The sequence below is a fragment of the Stenotrophomonas sp. Steno-C15 genome (assembly GCF_056393265.1).
This window is the reverse complement of record NZ_JBWJPF010000035.1, coordinates 20,452-27,064: the sequence shown is the minus strand read 5'-3', so window position 1 is coordinate 27,064 and position 6,613 is coordinate 20,452. Positions and strand designations below refer to the sequence as shown.

Annotated in this window: 4 protein-coding genes; 3 read left to right on the top strand and 1 reads right to left on the bottom strand. The window is 67.2% G+C overall.

Annotation, left to right across the window (positions count from 1 at the left end):
• A partial coding sequence (locus AC06FB_RS17865; RefSeq protein WP_478053951.1) for an autotransporter outer membrane beta-barrel domain-containing protein occupies nt 1–1,897 on the bottom strand: 1,897 nt, incomplete at its 3' end.
• A 429-nt stretch (nt 1,898–2,326) separates the two neighbouring features.
• Here AC06FB_RS17865 and AC06FB_RS17860 point away from each other — a divergent pair.
• Genes AC06FB_RS17860 through AC06FB_RS17850 form a run of 3 tightly spaced genes read left to right on the top strand, consistent with a single transcriptional unit; the run spans nt 2,327 to nt 6,575 of the window.
• On the top strand, nt 2,327–2,806 hold the full coding sequence (locus AC06FB_RS17860) for an RNA polymerase sigma factor (protein WP_229765781.1): 480 nt from the start codon (nt 2,327–2,329) through the stop codon (nt 2,804–2,806).
• On the top strand, nt 2,803–3,771 hold the full coding sequence (locus tag AC06FB_RS17855) for a FecR family protein (protein ID WP_065181122.1): 969 nt from the start codon (nt 2,803–2,805) through the stop codon (nt 3,769–3,771). Before AC06FB_RS17860 ends, AC06FB_RS17855 begins: the two co-directional genes overlap by 4 nt.
• Nucleotides 3,772–3,785: 14 nt before the next feature.
• Nucleotides 3,786–6,575, top strand: a complete 2,790-nt coding sequence (locus AC06FB_RS17850) for a TonB-dependent receptor plug domain-containing protein (protein WP_322523529.1) — start codon at nt 3,786–3,788, stop codon at nt 6,573–6,575.
• The last annotated feature ends 38 nt before the right edge of the window (nt 6,576–6,613 follow it).

The following is a 6,613-nucleotide window of genomic DNA, read 5'->3' as shown; positions in this document are numbered from 1 at the left end:
CGCCACTGGCACTGCGCATCGCCGCCTGATGCTGCTGGACCACGTTGCCGATGCTGCCCAGCAGGGCGTTGTCGGCCAGGCGCAGGGTGGCATGCGCATCGCCACGCAGCGCACCGGCCTGCTGCGCGACCACGTCGCGGTCGGCAAACTGCAATGCGCCCAGCAGCGGCTTCAGGCCACTGTCCTGGCGATCGGATGCAGCTCCCAGCACACGCCCCAGGTCATCACCGGACGGGCCGTTGGCGAACAGATCCCACTGGTCGAAGCCCGGGTTGGCGGTCAGCCACAGACCGTCGGCCGTCTGCCTGACATTGAAACTCAACAGCGAGTTGTGGCGCGGACGGAACACCTCACCGCCGCTGATGCTGGCGCGGTAGCCAGTGTCGCCCAGCCGCACGACCTCCTGGAAGCCATCCTGGTAGATCGGGCCTTCAACCAGATCGCGACGGAAGTCCTTGCTGTAATAGCCCTGCGCCACGTTCAGTTCAAGGAAGGCGCCCTTGGAGATCACCAGCGCGCCATCGAGCACTTTGTTGGTGGACGGGTCGAAGAAATTACCCACGCGCACGCGACCACCGGCACTGCCGCCGCTCTCGGTCACGTCGAACAGCACTTTGCCGCCGGGCATGATGTTGACGTAGCCATGGGTGACCAGATCACCTCCGCGCGGCATCAGCGTGCCAAACACGCGCAGGCGGTTGAAGCCATCCTCGCGCCAGGACGGGCCGGTGCCACCCAGCAATGCAGTGCTGTCCATCGCGGTGCCCGCCACGTCGCCGTGGCCGACCAGCATGCCCGCACCGAGCACACGTACTTCCGGGGCACGCAGGGCGCCACCTTCCAGGGCGATGGTGCCATTGTCGACCAGCATGAAGTCCGCACCGGTCGTTGCGGACGAGCGCCAGACAGCGCCATTGGCAATCCGGATCACGCCCATCGAATCGTCCAGCGTGGACGCGTCCAGATCGCCCAGCCGAAGCTTGGACAGCAGCAGGGCCTGCACGCCGGGATCGCTCAGATAATCCTGCACCGAACCAGCGCCGATGCCCTGCGGACCCGTGCTGGAAAGGTTGTAGATGGTCAGTGCGTAGGAAAAGTACGCCGACGGCCGGTCGGTGCTCCAGCGCGCGAAATCATCATCGACGAACGTCTGCAGCTGGCGTCCCGTCCGCAGGTAGCCCGGATTGATGTCACCGGTGACGTCCGCAGTGACATTCAACGTATCGCCCGGATCACGATAGCCGGTTGCGGTGATGATCCGGTTGCTGTGAATGTCCTGCCCCGGGAACGACTCCAGTGCGGCGCCGCTGCCATCCGGATCGAACGTGACCGACGTACCGGGGGTGCGCGCAGGATCGCGGAACACCAGCAGGCCGTTGGGCTTGACCACTTCGTACATCGCCTTGTGCAGCAGCCCAGCATCCATGCCGCCGCCATAGTTGCCGGTGTAGATCTGGGTCATGCGCGGCGACGGCTCGTAGATCACATTGCTGCCGTTGTTGGCCGCATGGATCTCCACCGAATCGACAATCGGCAGATCGCCGGCCAGATAGCGCTCCACGCCCCCGGACTGCATGATCGAGCAGGACGAGATGCAGTGGCCCGATACGATGGTGTTCAGGCCGGACGTGCGGATCACCCCCTGCAGCCACTCGCCGGCAATCAGCGCGCCACCGTTGGAGGTGCGCAGCACCACCTCCCGGATCGGCCGCCCCTCGGCCTGCGCCTTGGCCAGCAGCGCCGGCAGCGAAACGACGTCGGCGAAGGTGACGCCACCGCTGAGGAAGATGCGGTCTCCCTGCACGTGATAGTTCATTGCCATGGCGTCATCAGCCTTGACCATGACGCCAACACCAATCAGGCCGGCCAGGGCCAGACTCAACTTGGACCGCTTCATACCGTTCTCTCTCCCCCCGCAACACGCGGACGGGAAGCTAAACGTCAGAGCGGGAGGCCCTCCCCCGCTGCATGCCATGGAAAAGAATGAACGGATTCAGATCAAGTTGGCAGTCAAAACTGTGGCTGAGTTAGCGCTCTTGAACGCCTTTACAGGAGAAATACAGCCCCCGGCAAATATAAAAACGCAGAAAGGGCGGTAACACCCCCAGTGGCCATCCGGGTGAAAGGTGAACGAATTCATGATCGACACGTGCAGGCCGGCGGCTCTTCCCCATCCGGTCATCGTCGCGTAAAACTCGGTGACGCCCCCCCTCATCGTTGCCCGAGGCCAGCCCTGTCCGCTTCGTCCCCCCTGATCCATCGCGCACCGGATCCGCCTGGGCCTCCGGACGCCTTCATCACGTTCGTAAGGGAAGAGCGCGCGCCGTTGTGCACTTTCCTGCGTACCCGTGGGGTGGGCCCGGAGGATGCGGAGGACATCGCCCAGGACTGCATGGAACGGTTGATCCGCTATCGCGCGCACGGCACCGAGGAGCTGCGCCTGCTGCTGTATCGTATCGCCCGCAACCGCCTGGCAGACCGCGGCCGCTCGCCGCAGGCGAGACCGCATCTGTCGCTGGCCGAGCGCGATGGCAGCGACGAGCCCTCCAGCACGTCAGCCGACCCGCTGCGCCAGGCCGAATCCGGGCAGATGCTCGCCCTGCTCCGGCAGGCCCTGTTCAAACTGCCGGAGCGCGCGCGCGAGGTGTACCTGCTCAACCGGATCACCGGGATGAGCTACACGCAGATCGCGCAGCACTGTGGCATCACCGCCAAGACCGTGGAAAAACACATCGCCCGTGCACTGCAGGGCCTGCGCCAGGAGCTGGGGCCACACCCGCTGCACAACGACAGGGACAACGAATGATCAGCACCCGGCACACGGAAGAGGCGGGAGTGTTCGAGCGCGCCAGCGCCTGGGTGGCGCGCCTGGAGGCACACGACTGCACGCCCGAGGAACGCGAGCGCTTCGAAGACTGGCTGGCGGAGGACACCCGCCACGTCAAGGCGTGGGTACAGGCCGAAACGCTCTATCAGCAGAGTGCGGGCCTGGCCCAGGATCCCTGGCTGCGCACGGCGGCGGCGCGCGCCGCGCATCCGGCCCGGCGCCGCTGGCTGCCCGGCGTCGCTGCTGCGGCGGCGCTCTGTCTGGCCATCGGCATGGGCTGGATGGTCGCCACCGATGGCAATCCCACGCCCCGCATCTATGCCAACGACAGCCTTGCTCCCCGCCAACAAACGCTGGCCGATGGCAGCTCCGCCATCCTGGACGCAGGGACCACGTTGACCGTGCGCATGGGCTGGCGCCATCGGGAACTGGTCCTGGAGCAGGGTCGGCTGCAACTGCAGGTGGCACCGTCGCGCAAGGCCCTGCGTGTGCAGGCGGGCAGCAGTTCGATCCGCGATATCGGAACCACCTTCCAGGTGGAGCGCCTGCGCGACGGCCATGTCGAGGTCGCCCTGCTGGAAGGCGCAGTGGAGGTCACCAGCGGCAGCGCGCAGCACACGCTGGCCCCGGGCCAGCAGCTGCAGGTACTGCCCTCCGGGCGGATCCAGCCGGGCCCTGCGCTCGCCTCGACCGAAGCGGCTGAGGCCTGGCTGCAGGGACGGCTGGTGTTCGATGCCACTCCCCTGGCGACCGTGGTCGAACGCATGAACCGCTACGGCCGCACGCAGATGGTGATCGCCGATCCGGAGATCGCCAGTCTCGCGGTCAGCGGCACCTTCCGTGCAGGCGACGCAGAGGAACTGCTGTCTGCGCTGGAGCTGGGATGGTCGGTTGCCGGCCAGGCGCGCCCGGATGGCGCGCTGGAACTGCGGCGTACCTACTGAGGAGAAAGGCGGTGATGGCAGGACCGGGCGCGCTGCAGTGGGGGCTGCTCCGGGGGCTGCTGTGGGTCATGTTCGGCGCTGCCAGCGCCGCGCCGGCCCACGCCGGCCAGCAACCCGCCAATGTCGACTACCACATCGCACCCGGCCCGCTGGCACCGGCACTGCAACAATGGGCACGCCAGAGCGGCATCGCCCTGGTATTCGACGCCCGCGAGCTGACGGGCCTGCACACCCCCGGCGCCGACGGCCGACAGGCACCGGCGATCGCTCTCAAGCAGCTGGTCTCCGGGATGCCGGTGAGCATCCTGCGCACACCCTCGGGGGCGTTCGTCATCCGCCGCGTCGCTGCTTCTGCCGCGCCCCCTGCACGTGCCCCGACCGTGACGTCGCCCAAGCCGCCGCCGCCCGTCGCACTGGCCCCCGCGCAGGTGGAACTGGCACCGGTACACGTCACCGGCAGCCGCCTGCCGCGCACCTCCGTGCAGACGACGCTGCCGATGACGATCATCGATCGCGAAGACATCCTGCGCAGTGGTTACGGCAGCCTGTTCGACCTGTTGCGGCACCTTCCCGGCATGAACGGCCACCCGGCGATGACCACGTCGCGCGGCGGCGATTCGCAGTACCTGCCGGTGGGCGCTGCAGCCACCACCAGCCTGGATGGCATGGGGCCGCGTGCGACCCTGTTCCTGGTCAACGGCCGGCGGCTGCCACGCTATCCGATGGTGTCGCTGGAACAGGGCGGGCTCACCGATCTGGGCGGCATTCCCCTGAGTTTCATCGAACGCATCGAGCTGGTGCGCGGAGGCGCGTCGGCCATCTATGGTGCCGACGCGATGTCCGGCGTGGTCAACATCATCCTGCGCGAACAGGCCGAAGGCCCGGAGGCGACGGTGCAATCGGGCATCAGCAGCCGCGGCGACGCGCAGCAGAATCGCCTGCAGATCGCCAACGGCGGCGTACGCGAAGGTGGGGACCGCTGGTTCGCCGGCCTGGACCTGCATCGCATCGAGCACGTGGCCGGCGATCGCCGTGCGTGGCATGCGGAAACGTCGTTGTATCCGATCGGCGCGTTCTACGACGGCGCGTACATCCCCGCCGAACTCTGCGAAGGTCCCTTGATGCAGCGTGAGGATGGCTGCTGGTTCGACAGCGCGCGGCCGCGCTCGCTGCAGCCCGCGTCGGATACTGCCTCGGGCTACCTGCGTTACCGGCACGAGCGTGGCGAAGGACGCTACGCCTATCTGGAAGCACGTGGCAGTCACAATCGGCAGCGTTTCGACCTGGGGCCGACCGCCGTTGCCATCGGCCTGTACGGCATCACGTTCAACAGCGTCCTGCGCGAGGCCGGAAGCGTGCGCCCGCACGTGCGCGCCAGCGATGCCGACATCACCCTGGGTATCGGTCGCGAGCAGCAGTCACGCAGCTGGGATGCGGGCATCAGCGCGCAACGCAGCCAGGTCACCCTGGTCACGCCGGGCACCGTGCGCACCGAACCGCTGCTGCACGCCGCCGAGACACTGGACTACCTTCCCGGCTTCACCTCGCTGCGTGCGGACAAAGCGCAACAGCTGTTCCCGTCGATCCGCAATCGTGGACGCACTGACCAGTGGCAGGGCTGGTGGGGCATGCAGCGGCAACTGATGCAGTTGCCTGGAGGGCCGGCCCAGCTGGCCACCGGCGTCGATCTGCGCTACGAAGCATGGGCCTCGTTACCCGATCCGTTGTTGATCCAGGGCGATCTGGCACTGGGCCTGCCCCAGCAGCAGCGACGCCTGTCACGTCGCAGCGGAGCCACCTATGCCGAGGTCGGCCTGCCGCTCAGCCGCTCGCTGCGCATGGACGTGGCCGCACGCTGGGACCGCGATGGCGATTACCTGGCGTTCTCGCCACGCGCGGGACTGCGTTGGAGTCCAACGCCCCACTGGTCGTTCCTGCTGACCAGCGGACAAGGCTACCGTGCGCCCAGCCTGTTCGAGCAGCGACGCCCCCCTGGCTACTTCGGCCTGGTCGCGCTGCCGGCCTCGCCGGGCCTGCCGCCCTGCGCACAGCCCGCGATCGACGGCAGCTGCCTGGTCAACGTGGAGGTCGCCGAGAACGACGCGCTGAAGGCAGAGCGTTCACGCAGCCATTCGCTGGCAGCCACGTGGACGCCCAACGACGTGTTCTCGCTGTCACTGACCCACAACATCGTCGAGCTGCGCAACGAGATCCTTGCCCTGCGGCCCACCGACGCGGCATGGAACCGCAGCACGTGGGAGCTGGATGACGAAGGGCGGCTGAGCAGTCTTCGCCTGTCATTCGACAACATCGGCCGCACGACGTCGCGCAATTGGGTAATGCGCGGCGAATACCGCGTCGACACCGATGACACCGGCCAGTGGCTTTTCTCACTGGACGCGCTGAAACAGCAGGCGCTGCGCCGCGAACGAGGGCAGGATGGCAGCGTGGATCTTCGCGGCCATGCCACGCCGGCAATGGCCGCGATCCTCACCGTGCAATGGCAGAACACGGCATGGGACGTGGCATTGCGCGGCAACCAGGTGGGACGCACGCGCGCCTGGCTGCCCGGTGCGGAATGCCCCGATGACCAGCGCGAGATGAACCATTGCATGAATCCACGGCAGCTGCGCTGGAACCTGCACATGGCGCGCAGGTTGGGGCCGCGGGTGATCGCCGCGCTGGACGTGCACAACGTGCTTGACCGGCAGCCGGTGAACTATCTGGTCGGCAACGGCGGACAGTTGCCGGGTTTGGATGATCCGCTGGGCCGCTATTTCCTGCTGACCCTGCAGTTCCGTTGAGGCCGCTGGGATCCACACGCGGGTGACACGGGCGGCAC